The 25,061-nt window shown below is 46.9% G+C and carries 26 protein-coding genes, 1 tRNA gene and 2 pseudogenes; 19 read left to right on the top strand and 10 right to left on the bottom strand.

Going from position 1 to position 25,061, the window contains the following annotated elements; genetic code table 11:
* Positions 1-198 precede the first annotated feature (198 nt).
* The 3 genes from D0A37_RS02580 to D0A37_RS02570 all read left to right on the top strand — a co-directional run bounded on the left by D0A37_RS02580 (position 199) and on the right by D0A37_RS02570 (position 1,386).
* Complete coding sequence (locus D0A37_RS02580) at positions 199-630, top strand: hypothetical protein (RefSeq protein ID WP_242720669.1); 432 nt, start codon at positions 199-201, stop codon at positions 628-630.
* Positions 631-751: 121 nt separating this feature from the next.
* The gene (locus D0A37_RS02575; RefSeq protein WP_242720667.1) at positions 752-1,081 is read left to right on the top strand and encodes a hypothetical protein; all 330 of its coding nucleotides are present in this window, start codon (positions 752-754) and stop codon (positions 1,079-1,081) included.
* Between the two features lie 32 nt (positions 1,082-1,113).
* The gene (locus D0A37_RS02570) at positions 1,114-1,386 is read left to right on the top strand and encodes a flagellar alpha dynein (protein WP_242720665.1); all 273 of its coding nucleotides are present in this window, start codon (positions 1,114-1,116) and stop codon (positions 1,384-1,386) included.
* A 78-nt stretch (positions 1,387-1,464) separates the two neighbouring features.
* Here D0A37_RS02570 and D0A37_RS02565 read toward each other — a convergent pair.
* Together D0A37_RS02565 and D0A37_RS02560 are read right to left on the bottom strand one after the other, a co-directional pair.
* Positions 1,465-1,551 (bottom strand) — tRNA-Ser (locus tag D0A37_RS02565).
* Between the two features lie 34 nt (positions 1,552-1,585).
* On the bottom strand, positions 1,586-2,503 hold the full coding sequence (locus tag D0A37_RS02560; RefSeq protein WP_242720663.1) for a TIGR04168 family protein: 918 nt from the start codon (positions 2,501-2,503) through the stop codon (positions 1,586-1,588).
* A gap of 211 nt (positions 2,504-2,714) precedes the next feature.
* On the opposite strand from D0A37_RS02560, the gene nadA reads away from it, so the two are divergent.
* The 8 genes from nadA to D0A37_RS02520 all read left to right on the top strand — a co-directional run bounded on the left by nadA (position 2,715) and on the right by D0A37_RS02520 (position 9,360).
* Positions 2,715-3,683 (top strand): quinolinate synthase NadA, encoded by a 969-nt coding sequence (gene nadA / locus D0A37_RS02555; protein ID WP_242720661.1) that lies wholly within the window; start codon positions 2,715-2,717, stop codon positions 3,681-3,683.
* Between the two features lie 174 nt (positions 3,684-3,857).
* The gene (locus D0A37_RS02550; protein WP_242720659.1) at positions 3,858-4,490 is read left to right on the top strand and encodes a TIGR04282 family arsenosugar biosynthesis glycosyltransferase; all 633 of its coding nucleotides are present in this window, start codon (positions 3,858-3,860) and stop codon (positions 4,488-4,490) included.
* A gap of 404 nt (positions 4,491-4,894) precedes the next feature.
* Positions 4,895-5,611 (top strand): TIGR04283 family arsenosugar biosynthesis glycosyltransferase, encoded by a 717-nt coding sequence (locus D0A37_RS02545; RefSeq protein WP_242720657.1) that lies wholly within the window; start codon positions 4,895-4,897, stop codon positions 5,609-5,611.
* A gap of 114 nt (positions 5,612-5,725) precedes the next feature.
* Positions 5,726-6,235 carry a photosystem I reaction center protein subunit XI gene (locus D0A37_RS02540; protein ID WP_242720656.1) on the top strand — a complete coding sequence of 170 codons (510 nt, stop codon included), beginning with the start codon at positions 5,726-5,728 and terminating at the stop codon, positions 6,233-6,235.
* A gap of 57 nt (positions 6,236-6,292) precedes the next feature.
* Positions 6,293-6,409: a photosystem I reaction center subunit VIII gene (locus D0A37_RS02535; protein ID WP_242720655.1), complete on the top strand. Its 117-nt coding sequence runs from the start codon at positions 6,293-6,295 to the stop codon at positions 6,407-6,409.
* Between the two features lie 338 nt (positions 6,410-6,747).
* Positions 6,748-7,302, top strand: coding sequence for a hypothetical protein (locus tag D0A37_RS02530; protein ID WP_242720654.1), 555 nt, complete (start codon positions 6,748-6,750; stop codon positions 7,300-7,302).
* A gap of 137 nt (positions 7,303-7,439) precedes the next feature.
* Entirely contained in the window at positions 7,440-8,327 is an 888-nt protein-coding gene (locus D0A37_RS02525) for a hypothetical protein (RefSeq protein WP_242720653.1), read from the top strand.
* A 181-nt stretch (positions 8,328-8,508) separates the two neighbouring features.
* Positions 8,509-9,360, top strand: a complete 852-nt coding sequence (locus tag D0A37_RS02520) for a DUF2996 domain-containing protein (RefSeq protein WP_242720651.1) — start codon at positions 8,509-8,511, stop codon at positions 9,358-9,360.
* A gap of 173 nt (positions 9,361-9,533) precedes the next feature.
* On the opposite strand, the gene D0A37_RS02515 is transcribed toward D0A37_RS02520, so the two are convergent.
* Together D0A37_RS02515 and D0A37_RS02510 are read right to left on the bottom strand one after the other, a co-directional pair.
* Entirely contained in the window at positions 9,534-10,355 is an 822-nt protein-coding gene (locus D0A37_RS02515) for an alpha/beta fold hydrolase (protein WP_242720649.1), read from the bottom strand.
* A gap of 92 nt (positions 10,356-10,447) precedes the next feature.
* On the bottom strand, positions 10,448-11,173 hold the full coding sequence (locus D0A37_RS02510; protein WP_242720646.1) for a lysophospholipid acyltransferase family protein: 726 nt from the start codon (positions 11,171-11,173) through the stop codon (positions 10,448-10,450).
* 418 nt (positions 11,174-11,591) lie between these two features.
* On the opposite strand from D0A37_RS02510, the gene D0A37_RS02505 reads away from it, so the two are divergent.
* The 5 genes from D0A37_RS02505 (at position 11,592) to D0A37_RS02485 (ending at position 14,739) form a co-directional block, all read left to right on the top strand.
* Positions 11,592-11,906, top strand: a complete 315-nt coding sequence (locus D0A37_RS02505; RefSeq protein WP_006633212.1) for a hypothetical protein — start codon at positions 11,592-11,594, stop codon at positions 11,904-11,906.
* A 129-nt stretch (positions 11,907-12,035) separates the two neighbouring features.
* The gene (locus D0A37_RS02500; protein ID WP_242720645.1) at positions 12,036-13,763 is read left to right on the top strand and encodes a succinate dehydrogenase/fumarate reductase flavoprotein subunit; all 1,728 of its coding nucleotides are present in this window, start codon (positions 12,036-12,038) and stop codon (positions 13,761-13,763) included.
* Between the two features lie 15 nt (positions 13,764-13,778).
* Positions 13,779-14,015, top strand: a complete 237-nt coding sequence (locus D0A37_RS02495) for a hypothetical protein (RefSeq protein ID WP_242720642.1) — start codon at positions 13,779-13,781, stop codon at positions 14,013-14,015.
* Between the two features lie 218 nt (positions 14,016-14,233).
* Positions 14,234-14,458 (top strand): hypothetical protein, encoded by a 225-nt coding sequence (locus tag D0A37_RS02490; protein ID WP_242720640.1) that lies wholly within the window; start codon positions 14,234-14,236, stop codon positions 14,456-14,458.
* Positions 14,458-14,739, top strand: a complete 282-nt coding sequence (locus D0A37_RS02485) for a type II toxin-antitoxin system RelE/ParE family toxin (protein ID WP_242720638.1) — start codon at positions 14,458-14,460, stop codon at positions 14,737-14,739. Before D0A37_RS02490 ends, D0A37_RS02485 begins: the two co-directional genes overlap by 1 nt.
* 37 nt (positions 14,740-14,776) lie before the next feature.
* Here the strand turns inward: D0A37_RS02485 and D0A37_RS02480 are convergent.
* Positions 14,777-15,670: pseudogene (locus D0A37_RS02480) on the bottom strand (Uma2 family endonuclease).
* Between the two features lie 256 nt (positions 15,671-15,926).
* On the bottom strand, positions 15,927-16,853 hold the full coding sequence (locus D0A37_RS02475) for a tetratricopeptide repeat protein (protein WP_242720636.1): 927 nt from the start codon (positions 16,851-16,853) through the stop codon (positions 15,927-15,929).
* A 581-nt stretch (positions 16,854-17,434) separates the two neighbouring features.
* Between D0A37_RS02475 and D0A37_RS02470 the strand changes: the two genes are divergently transcribed.
* Both D0A37_RS02470 and patR read left to right on the top strand, forming a co-directional pair.
* A complete protein-coding gene (locus tag D0A37_RS02470; protein WP_242720634.1) occupies positions 17,435-17,956 on the top strand; it encodes a hypothetical protein in 522 nt (173 codons plus the stop codon).
* The gene (patR, locus tag D0A37_RS02465) at positions 17,905-18,681 is read left to right on the top strand and encodes a heterocyst master regulator PatR (protein WP_508632745.1); all 777 of its coding nucleotides are present in this window, start codon (positions 17,905-17,907) and stop codon (positions 18,679-18,681) included. Before D0A37_RS02470 ends, patR begins: the two co-directional genes overlap by 52 nt.
* 71 nt (positions 18,682-18,752) lie before the next feature.
* On the opposite strand, the gene D0A37_RS02460 is transcribed toward patR, so the two are convergent.
* Positions 18,753-19,928 (bottom strand): homocysteine biosynthesis protein, encoded by a 1,176-nt coding sequence (locus D0A37_RS02460; protein ID WP_242720630.1) that lies wholly within the window; start codon positions 19,926-19,928, stop codon positions 18,753-18,755.
* 152 nt (positions 19,929-20,080) lie between these two features.
* On the opposite strand from D0A37_RS02460, the pseudogene D0A37_RS02455 reads away from it, so the two are divergent.
* Positions 20,081-20,706: pseudogene (locus D0A37_RS02455) on the top strand (Uma2 family endonuclease).
* 95 nt (positions 20,707-20,801) lie between these two features.
* Here D0A37_RS02455 and D0A37_RS02450 read toward each other — a convergent pair.
* The 3 genes from D0A37_RS02450 to D0A37_RS02440 all read right to left on the bottom strand — a co-directional run bounded on the left by D0A37_RS02450 (position 20,802) and on the right by D0A37_RS02440 (position 25,038).
* A complete protein-coding gene (locus D0A37_RS02450; RefSeq protein ID WP_242720628.1) occupies positions 20,802-21,977 on the bottom strand; it encodes an AI-2E family transporter in 1,176 nt (391 codons plus the stop codon).
* 173 nt (positions 21,978-22,150) lie between these two features.
* Positions 22,151-22,768, bottom strand: coding sequence for a Uma2 family endonuclease (locus D0A37_RS02445; protein WP_242720626.1), 618 nt, complete (start codon positions 22,766-22,768; stop codon positions 22,151-22,153).
* 128 nt (positions 22,769-22,896) lie between these two features.
* Positions 22,897-25,038 (bottom strand): O-linked N-acetylglucosamine transferase, SPINDLY family protein, encoded by a 2,142-nt coding sequence (locus D0A37_RS02440; protein ID WP_242720624.1) that lies wholly within the window; start codon positions 25,036-25,038, stop codon positions 22,897-22,899.
* Positions 25,039-25,061 lie beyond the last annotated feature (23 nt).

The raw sequence follows: 25,061 nt of genomic DNA, 5'->3' as shown, positions 1-25,061 counted from the left end.
TGCTTTTGGGGTGTGTCACTGCTTATACTACCACGAGAGTGACAAAAGAGGGCTAACAAGTATGACGCCCCCGTAAAGGCTGTAAACCAGTTGTATGCAAGGTTGTGCGAGATTTTTCCTAAAGTACAAATTCACCGATACAACGGACGTGATGAAATAGGGAGAAAGGGACAAAAATACTTGCTTGGAGTTAACTTTGTGCAAAATCTCCAACTAACTCACAAAATTGAGTTACCAGAGTTACCAGTAGACACAGTAAGCGTTACAGAGTTACCAACTGAGTTACCAGAAAATATTGGTAACTCAGTTGGTAACTCACAAACCCTTGCACAGAGCGGTGGTAACTCAGGTAACTCAATTTCCTCACCTTTTGCGGAAGTGTGTAATTTACTCTCTCAACTTACCGACAGCGAGCGGCAAAAGTTGGTGGAAATGCTAACCCAGCCCAAGACTGTAGAAGCCAAGAAAGGACTGCGAGTCCGTTACATCGGCACAAAATACGCTGAACAGCTAGCGGGCCTAGAGTTGGTGGTGGATGCAATCAGCAAATACAAAGAGATTACTTGCCTCAAACCTGATGGAAGTTTTACTACATGGCTGAACCCCAAGGACTTGGAAGTCGCTGACTAACGGCTAAATCTCATCCCCCTTAACTGGGGGATTTTTGTGTCTACAAGTTTTGTAGACAATTTGTTGACAGTGTAGACAGTTGTCAGTTATTGTAGACAAATACTGTATACAGGTGTCTACAATGAGTCAAAGTCAAGTCGTATCGTTTAGAGCTTCCGGTCACTTCCTGAACTGGATAGAAGCTCAGAGGCTAGAGGGTGAGTCGGTAAGTCAAGCTGCACAACGCATTCTCAAGGAAGTCTCAGGCACGTCTACAGCGGTGTCTGCACTGTCTACAGCAAGTAACGATATTGTGTCTACACCGTCTACAAATTTGTCTACACGAAGCAATGATAGCGTCGTGTCTACAGATATTGTAGACATTGTAGACAAGGCTGTAAGTTCAAGTCTTGACCCCGTGATGGAGCGTATGGCCGCCATTGAGGAACGGCTGGGAAAATTGAGTGCCTGAGCGATGGCAACGATGAATCGCTCAGGCAGGAATTGAAAGCGGCCAACAAGCAACTTACAGAATGGGATGCAGAACTGAATCAGTTACACGAGCGCAACGGCGATTTAGGACTGAAGGTGCAGATGTTGGAGCAAGAGCTCAAGGAAGCGCGGCGCGATCGGGAAGCAAATAAAAACTCAGCTCCGACCGTCGCAGAATTCCCAGAGCCGGCCGACCTGCTCAACCAGTTGAAAGCGCGGCGCAAAAAGTCCGGCGCAAACTTGGCAGATATGGAGGCGGTTTTGGAAATATTAGAAAACCATTAGCGCGAAAGTTGAGCGGAAAACGGTTTTTCTTGTTATGTAATTAACGTGAAACCCTTGATAGACAAGAGAATTATCAAGCGGAGAGGGTGGGATTTGAACCCACGGTGACATCACTGCCACACTCGATTTCAAGTCGAGCGCATTCGACCACTCTGCCACCTCTCCGGGTGCATAAATTTTATCATACCAGCAATTGTCTCTAACTACAAATAGCCGCAGATTCAGTGCGCCGATAAAGAATTTGTTCTAAGCCCACCGCAAAATCCGCCCCCAGCCAAACCAAAGACACTTCCGATACCGAGCCATTTTCCAGCAGGACGATCGAGAAATTCCGCAGTTTCGAGCACTCTCTCTCCACAATTCGCGGTACGCTGGCCGCATTCAAATAAACTGTACCCTCCGCACTCACCTGCAGCGACTTCCGCAACTCGTGCTTGGTGTGCCGCAGTTTGTGGTGCATATGACCAAAAGTTACCAGCGGTATGTGCTTTCCTGTGGTACGAGTTCGATCGATCGCCTCGGCAAAATCCGGGTCGCCCCAATCCCCTCCCAGCGGCTTCCAATCTCGCCCGCAGGGGTCTTCAGGAGCCTCTCCCAACCCCGTCGGGCCCGTGTGACCCAAAAAAATCACATTTTCGCAGTGCGCCTCCGCTGCAGCTTCTGCAATGCGTCGCGCTGACTCTTCAAAACTCTCTACCCCAAACCACTCCGAGTAAAAATCCCCGTACTTCCACTCCGAGCCCCCCCAAGTAAACGGGCGGCTTCCCACCACAGTTACGCCCAATTCTGGAAAATCACGCTTCCGGTAACCGACGTGAGCTTCTCCCATTAAATCTAACTGCTGTTTTACCCAATTTTCTTGAGTGCGATCGTAAGGGCACTGACTGCGGCCCCACTCTGTCGCCGTGTACCAAGCGTCGTGGTTCCCAAACACCGCTGCTTTCGGAATGTCCAATTGGGCGATCGCCCGCACCACCTCCACCGACTCATTGCCAAAATCCCCCACAAACAGCACCAAATCAACGCCCAGATGCTTCAGGGCCTCGCCGTCTTCAGGTTCCCAGCGATCGTGAACATCCCCCACCACCGCAATTTTGATAGATTTAGCTTTATTCATTTCATTTGTTATGTGCGATCAATCCCTAGCCCCTTCTTACTCAGCATAAGAAACAGCGACCAATTTTTGCACTCTCCCGCAGCATATTTTGGATTTGAGATTTGAGATTTTAGACGGGCTCCACTGAACAGCCAGCACTTTTTGGTGAATTCAACTATAATTCAAAATACACTTTAGCTGTCTTCGCCACCTTCCCCGGAATATTCTAACTGTGTTTACCACCGCACCTGCTCCGAACTTTACTCAAACCCGACTGCCCAACGACTTGTTTGCAGCAATTAACGCCCTCAAACAAGAGTTGAACGCCGTCATTCTCGCCCACTATTACCAAGACTCCGACATTCAAGACATCGCAGACTTCATTGGCGACTCCCTAGAACTTGCCCGCAAAGCCGCCAACACCAGCGCCGATGTCATAGTTTTTGCGGGAGTTCATTTCATGGCTGAAACCGCAAAAATTCTCAATCCCGACAAATTAGTATTGTTGCCAGACTTAAATGCTGGGTGTTCCCTCGCCGACAGTTGCCCTCCCGAAGCCTTTGCAGCTTTCAAAGCCGCTCGACCAGGACATTTAGTAATTTCCTACATTAATTGTACCGCCGCAATTAAGGCAATGAGCGATATAATTTGCACCAGTTCTAACGCGGTTAAAATTGTCAACCAAATTCCCGAAAATCAGCCGATAATTTTTGGGCCCGATCGCAATCTCGGCCGCTACGTCATGGAACAAACAGGTAGAAACATGGAGATTTGGCAAGGAGCCTGCATCGTCCACGAAAACTTCTCAGAAAAAAAGATAGTTCAACTCAAAATCGAAAATCCCGAAGCAGAAATAATTGCCCACCCAGAATGCGAACCTCCCGTGCTGCGCCACGCCAATTACATCGGCTCCACCACCGCTTTGCTCCAATATTCTCAAACCTCTTCCAGCCAAGCTTTTATTGTCGCGACTGAACCGGGAATCATTCACCAAATGCAAAAGCAAGCTCCGCACAAACGCTTCATCCCCGCTCCTTCAACCAATAATAACTGTGCTTGCAACGAATGCCCGCACATGAGATTAAATACCTTGGAAAAATTGTATCTATCACTAAAAAATCAAACCCCCGAAATTACCATGCCCCTCGATATTCAACTAGCAGCCTTGCAGCCGATCCAGCGAATGCTAGAAATGAGCTAACCGCTGGCTATTGTTAAGTAAATTTATTGTGTGGTGGGTTGGGCGCGGCGATTAAATTAAGTCATTGCCTAACCCACCAACCTCGATCGGCAATCTGTGAAGTAGTTATCAACTCTTTCTCTTCTCTTCCTCTACGCCTCTGAGGTTCCTTCCTTGAAAACTCATCAACGATAAATGATGCCCGAAAAACTGATTGTTTTCACTCGCTATCCAGAACCGGGAACAACCAAAACTCGACTTATTCCGGTGCTGGGAAAAGCAGGTGCTGCCAACCTTCACCGCTTGATGGCCCAACGAACGATCGCCTGCGCTCTCTCTCTCGAAAAATCCCGCCGATTATCGGTAGAAATTTACCGAGCCGGCGGCAGCCAACAACTGATGCAAGAGTGGTTGGGAAGTGATATTTCTTGTCAAAATCAAATAGACGGCGATTTGGGCGTAAGAATGACAGCAGCGTTTGAAAAATCTTTTAATTCAGGGGTTGAAAAAACTGCAATAATCGGTACAGATTGTCCTGATTTGAAAGCCGAAATCATGGCACAAGCTTTTGAGGAACTGAGCCAGCACGATGTAGTTTTGGGCCCCGCAGCAGACGGAGGTTATTATCTGATCGGGTTGCGGCGATCGATACCCGAATTGTTCGGCGGCATTAACTGGGGAACCAGTGAAGTATTTGCTTGTACGCGGGCGATCGCGCAAAAGCTTGACCTCAAAATTGCTTATCTTCCCACTCTGGCAGATATCGATATACCAGAAGACCTCCTCGGTTTAGATATTAATATATTGAAAGAACTAAAGTCTATTTAACGTTTCTCACTTATTAGGAATTGTAATATATAATTTGACAAAAATACTTGATTATTAAACCAGAAAGCCATAATATAGTAAGTGTATTTGTCTAACCAAATGCTGAATATCAGTAGTGGTTAGACAGCGCTTGGGACAATAGTCCCAGGCGCGAGAACAAGCCAAAAATTAACAAATAAATTAGCAAATAACCAATAAGCTTTGTACAAAACCCGCCCAGAGGAAAGCCTAATGTAGGCGCTGGCCCCGCGTAAAAAATTAGCACATAAAAGCTTTGCTTTGTACAAAACTCCCCCTCCCAGGTTAAGCCCCAATGTAAGGGAGATCGCGACGTAAAAAATTGGCTAAATAACAGATAAGCTTTGTACAAAACCCGCCCTCTCTCACGGGCTGCTTAATTCTGTATGTCGCCAGAAAATCCCAATCTCAAAATTTCCCTTATCATTCCAGTCTTAAACGAAGCATCTACAATTGCCCCAGTCATCTCCACCGCCCTTGAGGCTAAAAATGTCGAAATAATTGTCGCCGACGGCGGCAGCAGCGACGGTACAGCAGATATAGCAAAATCTTGGGGCGTGCGAGTTATCTCCACCGCCCCAGGCCGCGCCACCCAAATGAATGCAGGTGCTGCTGCTGCTACAGGAGAGATATTGCTGTTTCTCCACGCAGATACTCTTTTGCCCCGTGGGTACGACTCTTATGCGCGTCGGGCACTAGCTAACGAATCCACCATAGCGGGGGCCTTTGAACTCAAGATTGACGCCCGCAGGCTCAGCCTCCGGCTGGTAGAAAAAGGGGTAAACTGGCGATCGAAGTTTCTGCAAATGCCCTACGGCGATCAAGCCCTTTTCCTCAACGCAGCTACCTTTGACCAAATCGGCGGTTTTCCCGACTTGCCCCTCATGGAAGACTTTCAATTGGTGCATCGGTTGAAAAAACAAGGCCGCATCGAAATAGTACCTCACCCTGTGCTGACATCCGCCCGTCGCTGGCAGCAGCTTGGGGTGATCAAAACCACCGCCATTAATCAAATAGTAATCATCGCTTATTACCTGGGAGTGTCGCCCGATCGACTCGCTTTCTGGTATAAGAGGCAAAAGAAAAATTCTTCCAAAAACTAAAGAATAGTGAACTTTTCTAAAGCTTGCTGCCAATTATGCAAATAGGAAACACGTCCCTGCGTAAAATATGACTTGAACGCCTCAACTTTATTAAACTGCGAGGACAAACAGAATATGCCCGATCCCAGAGATGCAGAGCTTATTAAACCCTTTAACGGCGACCCCTTCACGGGTCATCTAGCCACCCCCATCAGTGCTTCTGATTTCACAAAAGCATACCTTGGGAACTTGCCCATCTACCGCAAAGGACTCTCGCCCCTAGTTCGAGGTCTAGAAATCGGTTTGGCACACGGTTATTTCCTCATCGGCCCCCAAATCGTCTTCGGACCCCTGCGGGATTATGGAGAAGCAGCTAATCTCGGCGGATTATATACAGCCCTCGTCTTAGTTCTGCTTGGCACAATAGGTCTGTCTCTTTACGGTTTAGTCTCTTTCAAACAAGACGACACCAGCTACCCTAGCGCTAATCCCATGACCCCCGATGCCCTCAGAAATTCTGAAGGGTGGAGCCAGTATACCGCTGGTTTCTTCATTGGCGGGATGGGCGGCGTCTTTCTTGCCTACTTCTTACTCGAAAACTTTAATGGCCTCGATGCCATTTTCCGGGGTTTAGTCAATAATTAGACTCGACTCCCAAATATCCCTGTTGGAACACACTAACTTTAGTTTGGAGAATTTGATATGACAGGTTCCTACGCTGCTTCTTTCTTGCCTTGGATTTTGATTCCGGTTATTACCTGGGTGATGCCCGTTGTGGTAATGGGTTTGTTGTTTATCTACATTGAAAGCGACGCCTGATCCTTACCCCCTAAAGTAAGGCCTAAGTTGGAAAGCCGAAGTAAGACGATTGATCAACAATTGCTCTGAAATTTCTAGATAAATCTAGGGAAAATCAGCAAAAATTGTTTTGAGATTGCTGGCTATCAGAAAACTTAGTTTCTTTACCCCCATCCCCAGAATTTATCTGTGGAGCAATCTTTCAGTTTTCTTCCTTCAAAACTCCTAATTGCAAAAAAATCCTCTGTCGGCAGGCAGAGGATTTTTTTGCAAAGAAGACAAATCATCCGATCAGAGCACACAAATTGCCAAATTCTAAGCCACAATTGTTATGGAAACCTACTAATGAGGAGACAGCGATGCAATTTTTCCCCGCACGCCGCATCTTAGCTCCATTCCTGATCTCGGTATTGCTGTTAGTGACCGCCTGCGGTCAAACTCAGGCGCCCTCTCGCTGGGACAAAGCCCAGGAGGAAAGCACCCAAAAACCTGCTAAAGTCAGGCAGACAACTGCTGACAAATCAAGTGCTAGTAATCAAAACCTGCCCAAGAAGGCAGTTGCAGGCGGTAAGTTAAATAAATATTTCCCCTCTTCTGGCAGTGGATTCGATCGCGTTTTTGCTCAAGAAAAAGCCGGTTTTGCTGAAGCTAAGCTGAACAAAGGCGGTAAAAATGTCGCGGTTCTCTCGATTAACGACATCGCCGGCAACCCCAACGCAGGTGCAAAATTTAAGCAAAGTACCAAGCAAATCAGTGGCTATCCCGCCGTTAATCAGGGTGCTAATGGTACCGCTGTTTTAGTGGCCAATCGCTATCAGGTGAAAATTCAATCCCGCACTACCTCTTTTACCGCTAGCGATAGGGAAGCTTGGCTGTCAAAATTTAACCTGGGCGGCCTTGCCCGCCTCAAGTAGCAATCTCTTTTGTCGAACTCCGCGCCCGACTCAAGTCTGGCGCTATCACCACTAAGTCTGCCACAATGAGACTGTGAAGTTTTGCAATCTGCCAAAAGTAATACCTTTGATTTTCGTTCCAGCATAAGGAGTTTTTTGTGAGCAAAACAGTCTTTGAATTAGTCGATCAACTGCCTCAAGACAACATGACTGTCAAAGCCCTGCGAGCGCTTGACTTTGTGGTTCCCGGCGAGTGGAACAATTTAGTTGGCTTTGAAAATACCCTTCGCACCGTTACAGGCGAAACTGACGAAGAACTGATTCAGCAAATTGGCGAGCGCGCCATCTACCTCTACAACGATAAATCTGAGGGCTACCAGCGCGCTCTCTGGCTCTACCAAACTATTGACAACGCCGACAGGGCTTTGGGCACTGCCGCCCTCGCTAACAAAGTCGCCCAAAATGTGCCGTTTTTGTCCATGCTGGGCAATATCACTCCCAAGGCCGAAAAAGCTCAAACGATCGACCTTTCTTTGAAGTTAGTCACTGAGTTGCTCGCTTTTTGCCAAATCAACGGCATTCCCGGCGACAGCATCGGCGATTTTGCTGCATCCTTGGGCGACTACGGCGGCGAATCCCTGATGCGGATGGCTGCTTTGGTTTGTTTTGACGGTTTGATTCCTTTGGGGCCAGACTTTATCCTCGCCGCCCAGTCTTGGATTCAAAAGCTCTCTCCTAGTGATTTGCAATCCAATCCGTCATTTAATGCGATCGGTGGCATGATTCCAGGGGGCTCTCCCGCAGGCCAACTCGGCTTTATTGGCGAAAGCTTTAACTCGGTTTCTGGCTGGATGAGCTCTTTTGTGGGCGATCGAGGTTTGACTCCCCAAAACGTACTCGGCCACTTGCAGAATGTTGTAGATATTTCAGCAGACAAGGTGGACTACGTGGGCGCATTCCTCGACATGACTACCAACTACTACGAACACACTGGTGTTCAAACTCTCGCCCGCCGTTTGATTGAACGAGCTGTCGCTGAGATTTAGAATAACCAAAGGAGTTGTGATCTTTGCCGACGATCGTCCTGAGTGTGTTGAGTTCAAATTTTTTTGAATCGCAATTTTCTCAGGTTGGTTTTCGATAAAAAGTTTCGGCGATCAAAAAAGTCGATCGCCCGCACCTGCACTCACAACTCCTTTTACCGATCACTTTTAAAAGGAAACGTTAATGCCAGAAGAACCGAAAAATCCTACCGCTGGCGAATCCGAAACTCCCAGTGCTTCGATCGAGCACGCTCCGAGTTCCGACACAGCCGAGACAACCGACTTTCCCAGCACTGACAAGCCTCAGCCGACTGCTAAAAAGTCAGAAGAACCGAAAAATCCTACCGCTGGCGAATCCGAAACTCCCAGTGCTTCGATCGAGAACGCCCCGAGTTCCGACACAGCCGAGACAACCGACTTTCCCAGCACTGACAAGCCTCAGCCGACTGCTAAAAAACCCGCAGCCAAGAAAGAACCGAAAAATCCTACCGCTGGCGAATCCGAAACTCCCAGTGCTTCGATCGAGAACGCCCCGAGTTCCGACGAACCCGAGACAACCGACTTACCCAGCACTGACAAGCCCCAGGCGGCTGCTAAAAAGCCCGCAGCCAAGGCCGAAGGCGACAAGCCCCCAGCTAAAGCTAAAAAGGAAAAAGCACCTGCTGTTGAAGACAAGCCCTTTGCGGATTTTATTCAACAAGATTATTTGCCCGCCTTGCAAACTGCTTTAGCTAAGCAGGGCGTTAAGGATTTAGAGGTGAGTTTGATCAAGCAAAAATTCCCCGTTTTCGGCATGAGTTCCGCCGGCGATTGCTGGCAGGTAATTGGTAAATTCCAAGAAGGTGAGCGCCAATTTAACCTGTATTTTCCTCAAGAAAATATTCAAAGTCAAAGGGCGTTTTCCTGTGCTGACAATAATACCAAAACTAGCACTTTAGAGCCTTTTTTGATAGATGAGCGCAAGGTAACACTAGACCTCATGGTATTTGGCGTCGTCCAGCGGCTTAACGCTCAAAAATGGCTAACTCTTAATTAGTTATTAGTCATTAGTTATTAGTCATTAGTGGCTGGTATTTAGGTAGTTACTAATGAGTGTCAGGGCGGGTTAAGTGGGATAGGAACTTTACCGATCGCCCAATCTCTAATTTTGCCCTGACTGACTCAATAGTTATTAGTCATAGCTAATGACTAATAACTAATGACTAATAACTAATGACTACTGACTAATGACAGATTTTCTTCAGATTTGGTCAAAAAGTTGCGAGCTTGCATAATCGCAAAAAGGTCAACATCTGTTTCTAACAAACAAGCATGACCGCTGTTAGCCAGCAGCACCATTTGAGCCTTGGGAATTACCTTGACTAAAAGCTTCGCTTCTGCTAAAGAAGGCAGCAGCCGATCGGCACCGCTAGCAATTACTAGCGTCGGCTGTTTGATGCCACGCAACTGATATTCCTCAACATTAAACGATCGCACTAACGCCAATCTCCACACAGACGTATTTTGCGGTACTGCTTGCATCGCTTCTAGCAAAGCTCGCCGATCGTCGCGCCCAATCTTTCCTAATGATGCTAATATCGGCAATAAACCGATTACCGACAGCGGATAAAGGTTGGCCGGCAGCCACTGAGTCAGGTACGAGCCCCACTGCACCCAAGGCTGCTGTCGAAACGAAGAAGCGGGATTGACTAACATTAATCGATCGCACAATTGAGGAGCTTCTAACACAACTTTCATCGCTAAACAGCCCCCAAATGACTCGCCACACAGATAAACCGGCCGCTTAGGCTTTCCGGCTTGCTTTTCGGCTTCAATTAAGGCAATTGTTTCGCTAACCAGTACATCCCAACTAGGCGTATCGTCCGCAGGTAAAGTTAAGCAACGAATGTCGAAATGATTGGCTAATTTAGGAATTTGGGAGCGCAGCAGCAAACCGCCCCCGTCCATACCGGGCAAAAATACAAATAAAGGGCGATCGGGTTTCGGGGGTTTGGGGGTTAGGAAACGAACCTTATTGTTAGCTTTTGCCATGATTCAAGTCAATCGATTTTAGATTTTAGATTTTAGATTTTAGATTGGAAATCTGACACCAGCCCACAGTCAACAGCCCACAGTCAACAAACTTACAAATAACCTCGTTGGAGTAATTCTGCAATTTCCCCCTGACAGTGGTCTGTGAGTTCAGCCACAACTGCTTTGGCTTTTTTGCCTCGATATTGCTGCTGTCTCTCGACAGTAATCCAGTAAGGCCGGCCGATTAAAACATTAACTCGCTGATAAATTATCATAGGATGCCACCCAGAGCGATCGAACAGTGGTTCCGAAGGATCAAAAAAACTCAACAACTTGAGGGGTACACCCGATCTTACCGAGTGTTCCTCAAAAGAACTAATGGCCACCGGCAAAACCGCCAAATCCCGCACCGGAGCCCGCAAAGCCAAATGAGCAAATCCCCGCTGAAACTTCCCCACAGTATTGGGCCCAGTCAGCTTCACCATCGGTTCTGCACCCTCTGGAAACACCCCCACCATCTCCCCGCCTTGCAGCAGCGCTGTCGCTTGAGAGAAAAAATGCTGCTGTCGGTGCTCGGGTGCTTCCAGGGGGAAAGCGCCGAAAGTCGTGACAACTTCCCTCATTAGCGGAACTTGACCCATGTAATGATGACAAGCAAAGCGGATCGATCGACCCAAAGCCGCCGTGAGCAGCACAGGATCTAAGAAACTGCGGTGATTGCTCACCACCAGCACCGGACTCTCTTGGGGAATCCGGTCTTCCCGGAACACAAACGTCTGCGTTCCCAAACCGGCCAGGAAACAGCGCGAAATCAGCAATTTGCTCTCTGAAAACATGGGCCAAAAGACAGGTGGGACACTATAAAGGTTGATTGCATTGCCATGCAGCTTAACATTACTTTACCAAGTCGGGGCTCCCTCAAAAAGTAGACTTTCCCCTTATGCCTTGGTTTGGTAATCCTGGACGCACCGGCGACGATCACCTTGGTTTTTTCGCGCGTTTATTTCTAGTCAGTCGGCCCAAACCCTAAAAAACCCGGTTTCTAGGCCGGGCGAGTGCGTCAGCCAACTGTTTCGGCAGAATTTCCCAGTCAGAAGCAAAAAAATACCAAGTGTTGTCGCAACTTATTAAAGAATGTTTACAACAACCCCAAAACCAAGTTGCGGCAGCTAAACTTAGAAATTTACAGTGGGCATTGACGCACTGTCAAAGTATTTTTGGACAAGTCGTAATAGCAATCTCGCGAGGCATCAAATGAATAACATCCAAAACTATCGCCTTAAATGTACCCTCACCTTTGGCGACATTTACGGTCAAATCATTGTTTGGCTGATAGTCATCTTCCTAAGTCTAGCGTCGGCACTCGCCTTGTGGAGTAGCGCCCGCCAAATCTTCGCCTTGGCTACCGTCGGCTTGATTTTAGTGCTGTCTCTGCCCTTCTTGCTGTTTGCTTTCGTGACAACTCTGCTAAATAACATTGAAGTGCTTGCTGTAGAACCCGGTACGGAACCTCAACCTTCTGCAACGGGAAATCAGTCGCTTCAGAATCCTGCCGAAAGCGCCGGCTAGTCCAATTTGAGATTTTAACTTTTGATTTTCCATTCAAATCAAAAGTTAAAAAACTTCCCGCTCTTGTGGTAGGAAGTTTTTTTTTGCGTCACCATAAGTTGAGCAGAACACTCAAAATAATTCAAAAAAATGCTAGAACACGACGTAATCATTGTAGGCGGCGGTTTAGCAGGTTGCCGCGCCGCAGTAGAAATTGCTCGGACTGACCCCAGTTTAAAGGTAGCTGTCGTCGCCAAAACTCACCCGATTCGATCGCACTCCGTCGCAGCCCAAGGCGGTATGGCCTCCAGCCTACAAAATGTCGATCCTGATGACAGTTGGAAAGCCCACGCCTTCGACACAGTAAAAGGTTCAGACTATTTAGCTGACCAAGACGCGGTAGAAATCCTCACCCGCGAAGCCCCCGGTGTAGTCATAGATTTAGAACACATGGGAGTCCTCTTTTCCCGCCTCCCAGACGGCAGAATTGCCCAGCGCGCTTTCGGCGGACATTCCCACCGCCGCACCTGCTACGCCGCGGACAAAACTGGTCACGCCATCCTCCACGAATTAGTCAACAATCTGCGCCGCTGCGGAGTTCACATCTATCAGGAGTGGTATGTCACGCGCCTGATTTTGGAAGAAGGCCAAGCCAAGGGGGTAGTTATGTATAGCCTGCTAGACGGCGAAATTGCCGTGGTGCGGGCTAAGGCGGTGATGTTTGCTACGGGCGGTTACGGCCGAGTTTACAATACCACGTCGAACGATTACGCCTCCACCGGAGACGGTTTGGCAATGGCGGCTTTAGCTGGATTGCCGCTGGAAGATATGGAATTTGTGCAGTTTCACCCGACGGGTTTGTATCCCGTGGGAGTGTTGATTTCGGAGGCTGTGCGGGGCGAAGGCGCTTATTTGATTAATTCAGAGGGCGATCGATTTATGGCGAATTATGCCCCGTCGCGGATGGAATTAGCGCCCAGAGATATCACCTCGCGGTCAATTTCCATAGAAATTCGCGCCGGTCGAGGAATTAATGTTGATGGTAGTGCAGGCGGCCCCTTTATCTATCTGGATTTGCGGCACATGGGACGCGAAAAAATCATGAGCAAAATTCCTTTTGCTTGGGAAGAAGCCCACCGTTTGTTAGGAATTGATGCCGTAAATCAGCCGATGCCCGTGCGCCCTACAGTTCACTATTCAATGGGGGGAATTCCTACTAATGTTAGGGGGCAAGTTCGCAGCAGTCCTGACAGTTTGGTAGACGGTTTCTTTGCAGCCGGCGAAGCAGCTTGCGTGTCAGTTCACGGCGCGAACCGTTTGGGCAGTAATTCACTATTGGAATGCGTAGTTTACGGCAAAGTTACTGGCGCAACCATAGCACAATTCGTACAAAATCGCAAGTTGCCGACAGTAGACGAACAGCGTTATATTACGGAAGCAAAAGAGCAAATTCAGGCACTTTTAGAACGTCCCGGAAAATACCGCATCAATCAAATCCGGCAGCAGTATCAAGATACTATGACTGAGTATTGTGGCGTATTTCGTAGCGCCGAATTGATGCAGGAAGGTTTAAAGAAATTGGAGGATTTAGAGCGACAATATGAGGAGGTTTACTTAGACGATAAAGGCAAGTTGTGGAATACGGAAATTGTGGAAGCTTTGGAGTTGCGGAGTTTGATAATTGTCGGGAAAATGATTTTAACTTCTGCTTTGAACCGGCAGGAAAGTCGGGGAGCTCATTCGCGGGAAGATTTTACTGAGCGCGATGACGGGAATTTTTTGAAGCATACAATGGCGTATTATTCGCCTGCGGGGATTGATTTGGCTTATATGCCGGTGGCGATTACGATGTTTGAGCCGCAGGAACGAAAATATTAATTAGTAAGGTGGGCGATGCCCACCTTACTAATTAAACGGCAAAAAAAGGCGATAAAGAAAACAATGCGCGAACTTCCCGAAAAGGAATTTAAGAACGAAGAAGCCAAACGAACTTTAAGCAGCGAGCCGCTAGCAGCTTTGAGCGTTGATGCACTCATTGATGCAGGCATTATCGATAAACAAAGGGTTCCAGAAGCCATTGAAATCGCTGCTGAAGAAATCGAGGTTCGTAAAACTCTAGGTGGCTACTGAGTGAGCTCGCCTTGTAGATTGCTTTAGGATGCACGGGTGAGAAGCGATCGTAGAAGATGCAAATGTGGTATTAATTTGTAGGGCGGGCCGATCACACCTAATTTGTTCATGTTGAAAGTCGTCTCAGGAATTCTCCACATTACAACTAAAAAATGCTAGCTTAGGATAAGTCTTGCTAAAATAAATACAAAATATCGTGATTATAAGTAGAAAAAAATATGAGTAAAACGACACATACATCTCAATTCCAGCAAGCTCTGGAAGCTGTAGAAGTTTTATCATTAGAAGATCAAGCTATGCTTCTAGATATTCTTCAGAATCGTCTACGACAACAGCGACGAAATGAATTACTCAAGGAAGTGGCAGAAGTTCGTCAAGAGTATGCTGAGGGCAATGTTAAATTTGGGTCGGTAGCCGATTTTATGGCGGAGTTGGATGATTGATGAAAATTGGTTGGACTCCCAAATCTATTCGTACTTTCAAAAAGTTAGTTCGTAAAAATCCTCAGCTTCGCCTTTTAATTGAAGCTACGCTTGAACTTTTGTCGGAAGACTGCTTTAGCCCCAGCTTGCGAACTCACAAACTGACAGGAGATTTATCGGGTATCTGGTCGTGTTCAATAGATTATGATTATCGGATTTTATTTGAGTTTGTGACCGATCCAGAAGATGAGGAGGAAGCTATTTTATTGCTCAAAATGGGTTCTCATGATGAAGTCTATTAAGACCGATCGCCCTTTTCCTCTATTCTCTCTCACTATCTCACTCTCCAGCATTATCCCTAACTTCCTCCACGGATAAACTTAACGCTTCCGCCACTTTTTCGGCACTCAAACCCATTCCCAACAACCGGGGAATTGCAGCCCTTCTTGCCTGAAATTCAGCTTGTCGTGCCTGTTCTGCACTCTCGGCTCTTTCCCGCTGTTGCTCCCCTCGCAATCTCTCCAATTCGGATCTTTCATCGCCAATCAACAGCAAATTACCTTCCTCGTTCCACCAGCGCAGCCAAAGCATGGTTGGATTTTGATAACTGCCTTGCCAAAGTCCCAATTTTACGCCTAAAGGTGCAATGGGAAAATGACCGCGCTGATTGAGTTCTAACAGTTGATAATACCCGTCAATCAACCGATAAACTTCTAATCTGCCATTATTAACTTGGTAGATGCCATAATAGGGAATTCGCATCACCCGCTCATAAACCCAAAACTTTCCAGGTTTAGTGACTACCCCTCCATCGGTGCGAGATAAAGGAGTACGTTAAGCGAAGCTATCCCGAAGGGAATCGCGCTCTTCATCCCCGTTCCCGCTAGCAAATTCCAAAGCAATTAACGGTGCTATGTGTTCCCGCCACAGCACCTAGGAAAGCCGAATTTGACCGTCAATGTTAGGAGGTAAATTGGGAACGTAAAACCAATCAGGAGGTTCTGCACCTTGTTCAGCAGGTTCAGTTTCTCGCCAGTAAATGCCGCAGTCTTGAGCGATCGCATATTGTCCGTCACGATGCCGTTCCTGCAAAATTTGCCCGATCGAATCAGTTAAAATTAAACTTTGCGGATGCTCCTAAAAATTTTTTACAAAAGTACCGTCGGAGTCTGGTAATTGAGTGTGGTCGAGAAAAGCCGGAGGTAGAACAACGCGGTTAACCCTAGTAGTCATAATTCCCTCCGAGGTCTTACATAATTGGTAATTAGTAATTGGTAGTCGGTACCAGGACGCTCGCCGCGAGGGCTTAGAAACCAGGTTTCTTCATGGATCTGTCGTGGTTCAACCAAGATTTATCGTAGAAACCAGATTTCTTTTCCTAAGCCCTGCGTAATTAAGAAGAAAGCGAGTAGTTTTGAGTTTAAATTATTAAGTATTTCACTTAATAATTTTTCACTGACCACTCGAACTCTTTCACTAAAAACTTTCCTTAAGGTGTCGGTAGCGCGCCTTCAGGACTAGGAGAAGCAGCCGGTTCGGGAGTAGCAGCCGATTCCGGAGTAGCAGCCGATTCGGGAGTAGGCGAAGGAGTGCCAGTAGCTAACTGATTAATTTGGTCTTTATAGTTAGGAGGAGCTAACTCAGTAGCTCGATCGAACAGCGTTTTTGCCTCATCTGTTTTGCCCTGTTCCTTCAGCACGATCGCCTTTCCTAAAGTCGGGCGAAAATCTTTGGGATTAGCCTTAGCAGATTCGTCGTAAATTGCGATCGCCTCCTCGTAGCGCTTCTGCACAGCATAAACCTGTCCCAAAATCAACTGCACTGAAGTTACATCAACACTTTCCGGTTTCGCCAGATTTGCAGCCGGAGCCGCCTTCAGCGTATCTTGCAGCAATCCGATCGCAGCTTCGGGCCGCTGCTGCACCAGCAGCAAATTCACCAACCCCTGCAAAGCCTTAATTTCCCCCGGCTTAGACGCTAAAATTGACCTGTAAGCTTGAGCAGCCCCTTCGCGATCGCCCGTGCGTTCCTTAGCCTGAGCCAGCAAAATTCCGTATTCAGTAGTCTCAGGATTCAGCGAAGCCAACTTTTCCAAAGGAGCGATCGCATCCTTAATGTCCCCCACTCCTTGGCCGATCAACTCCAGCCGCACCTGCAATAATCCCCGCAAAGCCGTTACGTTGTCAGGTTCCCGCTGCAAAACCAATTCGTATCCCCTAGCCTGAGCTTGCAGCAACTCTGATTGCTTCTCCCCTGACTGCGCCGTCTGAGTAGGTGTTGGAGTTGACGTACTTTGGGCTTGGCTGGCCTTGAGAATACTGTCCAAAATGGGAACCAGAGAAAATCCCAAAAAAGCGATGAGCGACAGCACCACCACCACAGTAATCAACCCACGACGCTTATTTGCTTTTTCCATAATTCAACTATCCCAGCTTAAAATCTACTATTTTCTAAGAATTAACGCCTCGCCCGGGGGCGTGGGCCATTTAACTAGATCCATGCAACCATAAAAGTTCTTAACTTCAAAGTCCGAACGGACAAAGCAGCCTTTTACTTGCAGCTAATATGGTAACAGACCCACAACTCCATGCTAGCTAAACAATTTTGGGCACTCAGACCCGCAGCCCCAAGGACTGCGGTGTCTGTCCAATTTAGTCTGGTCAAGCTAAAAATTACCGAAAATATGGCGGATCAGGCCGTTAGGTAATTGGATTAAGTAAAATAGGCAAGCTGAATATCCTAAATGCTATTAGCCAGCAACTCCAGCTCAGCGCGATCGGCGATCGATCGGTCAGCAACTCCCAAAGTCCTTATTCGCAAGGATTTTAGCAGCCAGCGAACCGATCGGCATTCGTAGCGTTGAAAGTTGGCGTTGACGGGTCACAACCAGACCTTCGGGCGCAAGCCCCAAGTCAGGTGCTAGTAGTTTTTAAAGCAGTTTCTTCAGTTTATTCCTAATTTCCCTTAAGGGATGTGTCTCCGCTGCAAGGAGTTTTTATGAACCCCTCTCCCAACCCGTCTTCCAAATCGTCCAAATCTACTTCAACTCGCAAGGCTCAGCCCAGCGAACTGGCCGTCAATCCGCCTAAAGATACAGATTCCATTCCTGAGACACCAGACGAAAGTTCGGTGCCTTCGCCGTTGGCTGCACCTGTTGACCAAAATCAACCGCCAACGCCAACAGACGCCCCAGCGTCCAAGGATAGGCTGCAACGACCACGCTACAGTTCTGCCCTCGACAAGGACAAAACAAAGCCACAAGACCAGCCCAGCAATTCTCCTGCACCCTCCGAGCAACCAGCGCCTTCGGAAGCTGTCAGCGATACTCCAGCGCTAGCAGTCGCACCGCCCGCAAACGCCGAGCCTCCCGCTAACGAAAGTCAGGCCACTGAGGACATATCCTCCGTCATGCGCCAACATCCCATCCCCCCCCCAGCGAACCCAGACAGTACCGAGCTGTTGGTTTGGTGCGGGGCCGCTACACGCAATCAGAAGAGCAATTCACCCGGGGTATACTGATAGCTGCCGACGGAACTGCCATCGATGCAGTTTTGCTGGGTAGAGTCATGAGTTTAGTCAAAAATCACCTGGATCTCGAACAAGAACACCTGTGGGTGGTCTATCCCCGCACCAGGCAAGAAGACGGCAACTTGCACGCCCAGATTATGGGGGTTTGGGAGCCGGAAACGCTCAAGAAACCTCCCGAACCGTCCTCTGATGAGGAAAATCAGGAAGCAGCGGAGATTGAGGCTAGTGGCGAAGCATCGACCGCATCTTTGCCACCCTCGGAACCTGATGTTGAAGATGGCTATTTTTCGATTAGAGGTGAGGTGATTTATCAATCCCAAGACGAAGAAAAGTATGTCATCGTCAAAATCAAGCAAGCTCCCCGCAAGAATGACGACAAGATGAAGTTTTTTAAACTGAAACTCAAGGGAGATTTAGCAACAAAAGCGATCGGGTTTTTTTGGGATTTCCACGTCAAATTGAAAGCTGACAGTCTGATGATTGAGCAGGCTAATAATATTGGTGCCCTGCCGATTAAAAAGCGGAAATTCCCCCCTGGCAGCAAGCCGCCCGGTGGCTTCAAAGGAGGAGGGAAGCGTCCGTTTACTCCTAGGCCCAGCGGTGACGGTGCTCCTGTAGGGCGTCCTACCATCAAGTCCGCAGCAGCAGCACCACCGCGTGTCCCCAAGGAACCTCTTCCTAAGCCGGTTAAGAAGCCTAAGCCGATCGAGGAATGAACCAATTTTAGATTTGAGATTAGTGTGTCCAAGACTAATTTACAACCGCTAAATCGCCAATCTAAAATCCTTTATTCGAGCCGGACTTGTGCGCCCCACAAATCTTGCGGGAGAAATACTCTGTCAGTGGGTAGGGGAGCAACTGGGGCCGTGAGGGTAAATTGACCCGCTTCAATTTGCTGCTTCAATTCCAATGCTACTTGCCGGGAGAGAAACATACTCGCAAGGGGGGCGGCCCGTACTGGTTTGCCCTCGATCATGATGCGACCAGTCTTTAATTGAGCATAGCTGACTAAACCGAAGGTGGGACGAACGCGCCGGGGGATAGAGAAATCTACCACCGGCGCTACTATTTTTTTGTCTGATACTGCACAGTGGGCGACAACTGTTTCGTTTAAGACGGGAAAGGGGATGCCGACTCCCAGCATTAGGGATGGGCCGTAGTTTTTGAAGTAGCAGCCGCGCACCCATTTCGAGTTCATCTGTTTGGCGTCGCCGATTAGGGCTAGGGTGGCGGCCGGGCCGATGGGGGTGCGGTTGGGCTGGCGTTTTTGCAGGGGGAAGTGCTGGGTTCCTTCCCAGGTGATGTAGCCTTGAGCGCCTCCTAGGAAGATGCGGGTGCCGATGCCGATGGTTTCGAGGTCGGGGTCGTTGAGCAGGGGAGACATGGCTCCTAGGCTCGAATAGACGGCGTTGCCGAGGTTTGGTTGCAGGGGGCCGAGGTAGGTGAATAGCGGTCGATCGCCCCCATTGACACCGACAATAAAGTTTTGATATGCGTTACGGGGATTGAATAAATAAAACTGGTTGATTGTATCGCGGGTAATCGTCGTTTCAAAGGAGGCGCGGGGGTAGCAGTCTGTTACTTGTCCGAGGGCTCGCAACTGCACGGGTTTGCCGGCTATTAAGTCTTCGATGACGTGTCCGCCGCCCCGTTCGCGGGATTCTTCGCCGTCTTCGGCGACTTGGGTGGCTCCCAGGTACAGGTCTACGGCCCCGAAGCCGGAGTAGGCTAAAACGCCGTCTAGCCAGCACTGGCGGATTTTTATCGGCGGGTCGGTATGGCCGAGGTTGATGATTGCACCCGAGGATTCCATGGGCTCGAAGGTGCCGGTGGTAATCACATCGACTTCTTTGGCGGCTTGGGTAATGCTGGTTTCTTGAACTCTTGTTTTGAGTTCTTCGATTGTCCAGACTGTGGCTTTGCCCTGGCTGATTTTATCGTTGATTTCGTCGATCGATCTCATAAGATTATTTTAGATTTTAGATTTAGATTTTAGTGTGATGGAATCTCGATCGAGTGAATGCAGTTTTGGCGATCGACCTCGGTTTGAGAACCCAGCAAAATGTTATAACATTGATCGGCATTATATTATAAATAAAATAAGGAGCGATCGCCATGACTCAAACGCTCTTAAAACCACTCACCTTTGATGAATTTATTGACTGGTATCCTGAAAATTCTCAAAACCGTTACGAACTGCACAATGGAACTATTATTGAAATGCCTAAAGCCCCCGGAGAATATTCAGAAGTAGCTGGCTTCCTTGTCGCTGAGTTCAATTTTGAAATCAGACGACTAGAACTTCCCTACTTCGTCCCCAAAGAATGTGTTGTCAAAGCTGATAATGGGCTATCAGGTTACGAACCGGATGCGATCGTTTTGAACAGGCAAGGGACGGACAGCGAACCGAGATCAAAAAAGGAATCTATCCTTACAATGGGTAGTTTTGTACGGCTAGTTGTCGAAGTTGTCAGTACCAATTAGTTGATTACGAAGCTTTGGACATTTCTGAATACTGGATTGCCGACTATTTGGGACTCGGTGACCAACGCTATATTGGCAATCCGAAACAACCGAGTTTTTTTGTTCAGCATTTGGTTGATGGTGAGTATCAAGTCACACAGTTTCGGGAGAGCTATCGGGTTGTGTCACCCACATTTGGGCAGTTGACTTTGACTGTTAAACAGATTTTTAGCGCTGGTACAGATGCGGTAAAAAAGGGGAGTGTTGAAGATAGTTAGTCTAGGGCTATTTCCCCCTTTTTAGTAAATTGGTAGGGAATACTTCTATCCTATAACTAAGAATCAATAAACATTTCACTCCTTACAAACCTTAATTATTGAGGTTCAGAAACGTCATTTTCTGCACGATCGGGGATGTCGGCTTTCTGTTCTGGTAAATATTTTTCTGGCAGGGTTTCGGTGACTCCTATAGATTCCTGTTTTTCATTGATAGCAGAATCGAGTGCGGCTAAGGTTTTAGGACTGGCACTCCATTGGTTGAGAATATCTTTAATTAGGGCTTCCCTAATCCAAACTTGAGCTACAACGGTGAGGGGGAGGGCTAGCAATAAGCCTAAAAATCCAAAGAAGGTGGCGAAGAATACTTGAGCTATTAATGTTACTGCTGGCAGCAGTGATACTTGCTGTGCCATGACGTAAGGGGTGAGAATGTTGCTTTCAAATTGTTGAATTAGAAAGTAAAGGATCAGCACAAAACCGGATTTTAAGGGAGAGTCTAAAAGTGCGATAGTCACTGGGGGAATGACGCTCAAACCGGGTCCGATATTGGGTATTAAGTTCAGCAAACCAGCTAAAACCGCGTGAGCTAGAGCTAGGGGAACTTGTAATACTGACAAACCAATTAGGCTGAGAAAAGTGATGACGCTCATGCTAATTAAAGCACCGATTACCCATCTACCGAGGGCTACTTCGCATTCATCTAAGATTCCCTCGATTCGTCGCCGATAAAAAGAGGGAAATAGTTGAATAAATGCTTGGCGGTAAGATAAAGGATCAGCTAATGTCATCAAGGTCAAAACTATGACTAGCAAAAAGCTGAGGATAACGCCTAATGTATTACCGACAAAGGCTCCTGCACCGCCGACGAGTTGATTGAATAGAGGTTGCAGTTGTTGAATAATGTCGTTAATATCCAGATTCGGTAGTCGCTGACCAATTTGTCCAGAAAACCGAGCTTCAATCTGATCGATCCACTCATTTAATTTTGCTATTCCTTGAGGGCCTCTTTGGGTAAGTTGTTGAAACTGTTCGGCAAAGGGTGGTACAATGATGAGGAATAATCCTATGAAGATGAGGACTAGGAAGCTAACTGATAAGAGTACGGCGATCGATCTTTTGAGTCCGAATTTTTGCAAGTAGCGTGCTAGTCTGTTTAAGGCGGTGGCTAAGACGACGGCGGCAAACAGCAGCAGTAGGGCCTGCCTGATTTGCCACAGGATGTAACAAGATGCGATGAGGGCTAATAAGCCCATCCACTGTCCTAGCTTCATTAGATATTAGATTTTAGATTTTAGATTGAGGAATAGGGTATGGGGAATTACTGCTTGCTAATTGCTCTGCAGCCCAGAAGCGATGAATCGCCTTTATATCAAGATACAGCAGATGCGCGCGATCGCATCTTTAATCGGATACCTCTACTCGGACATTAACATAAGCAGCCACCTCAATTCCCTTTTGCAAACACCTGCTGCGCTGTCAGCTTCAATTCTGGGAAAGTTCGGGACTCAATACACTCGCCTCCTCGGAACAGTTTGACTTGGTATTCCCCGTCAATTAGTTGGTAAACCGAAAAGGTTGGTTGCTTGGGGTGGCCGATGAACCGTCTGCCGCCCCATCCTAGATAGTCTATAATCCAATATTCCTGAATACCCATTGACTCATATGCCTCAAGCTTTAGGGCATAATCATCCCCCCAATTAGTGCTAGTTACCTCGACGATGAGGGGGACTGATGAACCCATTGTGATAATTGATGATTTGTCCCATCGCGGCTCGTTTCCAATGGTTTGTTCGTTAAGTACAATAATATCTGGTTCATATCCCGATTTTTCCCGCATGGGTTTGATGACGCATTCTTTGGGGATGAAGTAGGGCAAATTGAGACGCTCAATCTCTATTCCGACTTTCAGTGCCGTAAAACCCGCGACTTTAGAATGTTTACCTGTTGCTTTTGGTATTTCAACAATTTCTCCATTGTGCAGTTCGTAGCGGTGTTCTGAGTTCTCAGGATACCAGTCCATGAATTCATCGAATGTTACTAATCCAGGTATGATATGAATCATGGTGAGTGCCTCAACTTGGGTTTTGATAAGCTGTACGGGGAATTAAGATTTTGGCAAAAACACAGTCTTTAGACTAAGTAGCGATCGCACTTTTTGATTGTGTCTCTACTGCTGCTGGCCCGATCGCCCTAACCTATAGAATTCTTGTAACCTTCAAGTCTTTCTCGAACAACTTCTTGATAAAAAGCCTCTAAAGCTGTCACGCAAACTTTATCGTCAAACAGATCACCTTGTCGCTGACTCATGCGTTGTGCAATGTCTCGGCGCCACTTTGAATCTATACCCAACTTGACAGCAATTTCAATATATTCCTCTTCGTTTTGTGCAATTGTCTCTGTTACTCCCAGCATTTTGAGAAAGCTATAAGCATGAAGTCCCCGCATAAATTCTCCCGGACAAGTTACTATGGGTAAATTGCAGGCGATCGCCTCCAAAGACGTATTTCCCCCCGACCAAGTAAAAGTATCTAAAAAGACATCACAAAGAAAGTTAATTGCTATGTAATCTTGTCGAGTTGGAATAGTTCGGAACAGACAGTAATCTTCACTATCGAGATTCACAGCAGCAAAAGCACGCTTTAACCGTTCCCGCAGCAATTCGCCGCGCGGAAAAATAAACTGAGCTTGCGGAACGCGACGGGCAATTTCTGCTAAAATAAAATCATATTGTGGTAAGTATTTGAAAGGGGCTTGGCAGCATAAATAAATTACTGCATCTTCTCGGAGGTCAAAATCTGAGCGACTCTGGGTTAATTCACCAACAATCGGTTTGGGGTAGGCAACGCCAATATTCGGCAACTTAATTAAGGTTTCGGAGTAGTGCAATTGTGCATTTTCGGGCTCCATCAATTCACTGGAAATAAAATAATCAATCGTCGGTAAACCAGAGGTTACAGGATGTCCCCACGCCGAACATTGCACGGGGGCAAGGCACAAAGCTGCTATTTGTATAGTTGGTGCATCCATGCCGATTTCTGGGAAGACCAGGATATGCAATTTGTCATCAATAATTTGTTGACATACGGCTTCTAGGTTGTGAGGAATGTGGTGAAATCGATCGCTGTATTGGCGAAATTGTTCTGTAATTGGATCGGGATCGTTCCCCGTATAGTAACCGTAAATTTCAAATTGTTGGTGGTTGCAATAACGCAACCAGCCCGTCAACCATAAAGTGCCACTGTAAGAATGTAAGTAACTAGAAATATAACCGACTCTAATTTTCCCCTTTTCCAGCAGTGGAGGCATTGGTTGCGGTTGCACCCACTGCGGATAGTTGGCTGTCATAGCTTGATGCAGTAAATTAGCATACTTTGATTGCGATTCCACAACATTGTGAGCCTGATATGCTAGGTAAAAATTAGTGAAACTACTAAAACCCCGCAAAGCATTAATTTTGTCTTCGGGAGTTTTTAGGGAGGTTTGCTGAATTAAATTTTCTAATCCTTGGACAAATCTTTCCCTGTAAAATTGGATTTCGTCTGATGTGTTATAAACAATCGGCAATGTTAAGTGTTTGAATAGTTTAAAAACATATTCATTGGGCAGTATTTGCGTGGCTTTTTCTGCACTTGATATAGCTTCTTGAGTGCGACCGTTTTGCTGGAATATTTTGATGATTTGAAAGTGCAGTTGTCCTGCTGTTGGGTAATGGTGGATACCTGAGTCAAGTATCGCGATCGCTTCTTCGATTCTGTTGAGGTTTCTTAAACACTCGCTTAAGTTACCATACAGTTCTATATCTCCTATCTGGGATACTAAAAATCTTTGATAGTGCTTAATGGCTGCGTGGTATTTTCCTTTAACGTAGAGTTGGTTGCCGAATTCTTTCAAAATTAATGCTTGGGAATCAAGGGTTATATTGCTAAGTTGTTCCTGTTGCACTACTGGAATTTGTGCCGTTCCAGACTCTGCTATTGCTTGGTGATTTTCCGCATTCAACTTAATTCGATATTGAATCTGTGGCAAAATATCTAGCCACTGACTTCGATTGAGGTTTTCCAATAAAATAATTTCCGGTTCGCAGCTAGTCTCTAAATCTTCTTCCATGAAAAGATTCATCACAATCGCTGATAAAATTAGATTGGCATCTAACTCTGACTTTTCTAAAGGATCGCTCACATCTATTAAAAGAGTTAGGAAATCGAGATCGGGATGACTTACCATACTCCTAATAATTAGTTCTAACTCTAAATAAAGAGATTTTTCTGGTTGGCTCCAATCAGGAAAAATCAGCAAATTTAAGGGTTTCAGATTTAAGGTGGCTAGATCCATGTGATTGTCTGTCTCATCTATAT

It is taken from the genome of Microcoleus vaginatus HSN003, assembly GCF_022701255.1.
In the GTDB taxonomy this organism is placed as follows: Bacteria; Cyanobacteriota; Cyanobacteriia; order Cyanobacteriales; family Microcoleaceae; genus Microcoleus; species Microcoleus vaginatus_B.
This window is presented reverse-complemented; position numbering and strand designations above follow the sequence as displayed.

Bases quoted from the DNA above. Each gene is read 5' to 3' on its own strand.
- D0A37_RS02575 (WP_242720667.1), top strand. From the start codon at position 752: ATGAGTCAAAGTCAAGTCGTATCGTTTAGAGCTTCCGGTCACTTCCTG.
- D0A37_RS02560 (WP_242720663.1), bottom strand. From the start codon at position 2,503: ATGAATAAAGCTAAATCTATCAAAATTGCGGTGGTGGGGGATGTTCAC.
- D0A37_RS02550 (WP_242720659.1), top strand. From the start codon at position 3,858: ATGATGCCCGAAAAACTGATTGTTTTCACTCGCTATCCAGAACCGGGA.
- D0A37_RS02545 (WP_242720657.1), top strand. From the start codon at position 4,895: ATGTCGCCAGAAAATCCCAATCTCAAAATTTCCCTTATCATTCCAGTC.
- D0A37_RS02540 (WP_242720656.1), top strand. From the start codon at position 5,726: ATGCCCGATCCCAGAGATGCAGAGCTTATTAAACCCTTTAACGGCGAC.
- D0A37_RS02535 (WP_242720655.1), top strand. From the start codon at position 6,293: ATGACAGGTTCCTACGCTGCTTCTTTCTTGCCTTGGATTTTGATTCCG.
- D0A37_RS02530 (WP_242720654.1), top strand. From the start codon at position 6,748: ATGCAATTTTTCCCCGCACGCCGCATCTTAGCTCCATTCCTGATCTCG.
- D0A37_RS02520 (WP_242720651.1), top strand. From the start codon at position 8,509: ATGCCAGAAGAACCGAAAAATCCTACCGCTGGCGAATCCGAAACTCCC.
- D0A37_RS02515 (WP_242720649.1), bottom strand. From the start codon at position 10,355: ATGGCAAAAGCTAACAATAAGGTTCGTTTCCTAACCCCCAAACCCCCG.
- D0A37_RS02510 (WP_242720646.1), bottom strand. From the start codon at position 11,173: ATGTTTTCAGAGAGCAAATTGCTGATTTCGCGCTGTTTCCTGGCCGGT.
- D0A37_RS02505 (WP_006633212.1), top strand. From the start codon at position 11,592: ATGAATAACATCCAAAACTATCGCCTTAAATGTACCCTCACCTTTGGC.
- D0A37_RS02500 (WP_242720645.1), top strand. From the start codon at position 12,036: ATGCTAGAACACGACGTAATCATTGTAGGCGGCGGTTTAGCAGGTTGC.
- D0A37_RS02495 (WP_242720642.1), top strand. From the start codon at position 13,779: ATGCCCACCTTACTAATTAAACGGCAAAAAAAGGCGATAAAGAAAACA.
- D0A37_RS02490 (WP_242720640.1), top strand. From the start codon at position 14,234: ATGAGTAAAACGACACATACATCTCAATTCCAGCAAGCTCTGGAAGCT.
- D0A37_RS02485 (WP_242720638.1), top strand. From the start codon at position 14,458: ATGAAAATTGGTTGGACTCCCAAATCTATTCGTACTTTCAAAAAGTTA.
- D0A37_RS02475 (WP_242720636.1), bottom strand. From the start codon at position 16,853: ATGGAAAAAGCAAATAAGCGTCGTGGGTTGATTACTGTGGTGGTGGTG.
- D0A37_RS02470 (WP_242720634.1), top strand. From the start codon at position 17,435: ATGAACCCCTCTCCCAACCCGTCTTCCAAATCGTCCAAATCTACTTCA.
- D0A37_RS02460 (WP_242720630.1), bottom strand. From the start codon at position 19,928: ATGAGATCGATCGACGAAATCAACGATAAAATCAGCCAGGGCAAAGCC.
- D0A37_RS02450 (WP_242720628.1), bottom strand. From the start codon at position 21,977: ATGAAGCTAGGACAGTGGATGGGCTTATTAGCCCTCATCGCATCTTGT.
- D0A37_RS02445 (WP_242720626.1), bottom strand. From the start codon at position 22,768: ATGATTCATATCATACCTGGATTAGTAACATTCGATGAATTCATGGAC.
- D0A37_RS02440 (WP_242720624.1), bottom strand. From the start codon at position 25,038: ATGGATCTAGCCACCTTAAATCTGAAACCCTTAAATTTGCTGATTTTT.